Origin of the sequence: Cellulomonas sp. B6 (assembly GCF_001462455.1) — a bacterium.
In the GTDB taxonomy this organism is placed as follows: Bacteria; Actinomycetota; Actinomycetes; order Actinomycetales; family Cellulomonadaceae; genus Cellulomonas.
Genome location: NZ_LNTD01000112.1, coordinates 1 through 1,265 on the forward strand (window position 1 = coordinate 1; position 1,265 = coordinate 1,265).

Genomic DNA, 1,265 nt, shown 5'->3' on the forward strand with positions numbered 1-1,265 from the left:
GCAGCGGCAGGCACCGACGCGACCGGCACCGACGCGACCGGCGCCGATGACCCCGCCCCACCGGGGACGGCGGGCAACCCGCGCTCGAGCCGGTCGACGCGCGCGCCGAGGCCGGTCGTCGAGTCGTCGGCGCTCGGCAGCAGCAGACGGGCCATGAGCAGCTCGAGGTGCAGGCGCGGCGACGTGGCGCCGACCATCTCGGTGAGCGCGGCGTTGGCGAGGTCGGCCGATCGCGACAGCTCGGACGGGCCCAGGTGCGTGGCCTGCCGACGCATGCGGTCGAGCTGGTCGGCGGGCACGTCGCGCAGCACGGCGGCGGCCGCCTCGCCGGACGCCGCGATGACGATGAGGTCGCGCAGCCGCTCGAGCAGGTCCTCGACGAACCGGCGCGGCTCGTGGCCCGTCGCGATGACGCGCTCGACGACCCGGAACGCCGACGCGCCGTCGCGTGCCGCGAGCGCGTCGACGAGGTCGTCGAGCAGCGACGTGTGCGTGTAGCCGAGCAGCGCGACCGCGCCCTCGTAGTCCAGGCCGTCCGGCCCGGACCCCGCGATCAGCTGGTCCAGCACCGACAGCGTGTCGCGGACCGACCCGCCGCCCGCCCGCACGACGAGCGACAGCACGCCCGCGCCGACGGGCACGCCCTCGGTGGTGCAGAGCTGCTCGAGGTACGGCACGAGCACGTCGGGCGGCACGAGGCGGAACGGGTAGTGGTGCGTGCGCGAGCGGATGGTGCCGATGACCTTGTCGGGCTCGGTCGTCGCGAAGATGAACTTCACGTGCGGCGGCGGCTCCTCGACGATCTTCAGCAGCGCGTTGAAGCCCTGCGGCGAGACCATGTGCGCCTCGTCAAGGATGAAGACCTTGTACCGGTCGCGCGCGGGGGCGAACGTCGCGCGCTCGCGCAGCTCGCGGGCGTCGTCGACGCCGCCGTGGCTGGCCGCGTCGATCTCGACGACGTCGAGCGAGCCGGGGCCGCCGCGCGCGAGCTCGACGCACGACGGGCACACGCCGCACGGGGTGTCGGTGGGCCCTTCGGCACAGTTCAGGCAGCGCGCGAGGATGCGTGCGCTCGTCGTCTTCCCGCAGCCGCGGGGGCCGGAGAACAGGTAGGCGTGGTTGGCCTGCCCGGAGCGCAGCGCCTGCCGCAGGGGGGCGGTCACGTGGTCCTGCCCGATGACCTCGGCGAAGGACTCGGGCCGGTACCGGCGGTACAGGGCTGTCGTCACCCCCCGAGCCTACGGGGCCCCGCCCACACCGTGGCC

Annotated in this window: 1 protein-coding gene; it reads right to left on the reverse strand. The window is 74.9% G+C overall.

What is annotated here, in order from left to right; translation table 11 throughout:
- A partial coding sequence (locus tag ATM99_RS10790) for a DNA polymerase III subunit gamma and tau (protein ID WP_150118250.1) occupies positions 1–1,229 on the reverse strand: 1,229 nt, incomplete at its 3' end.
- Positions 1,230–1,265 lie beyond the last annotated feature (36 nt).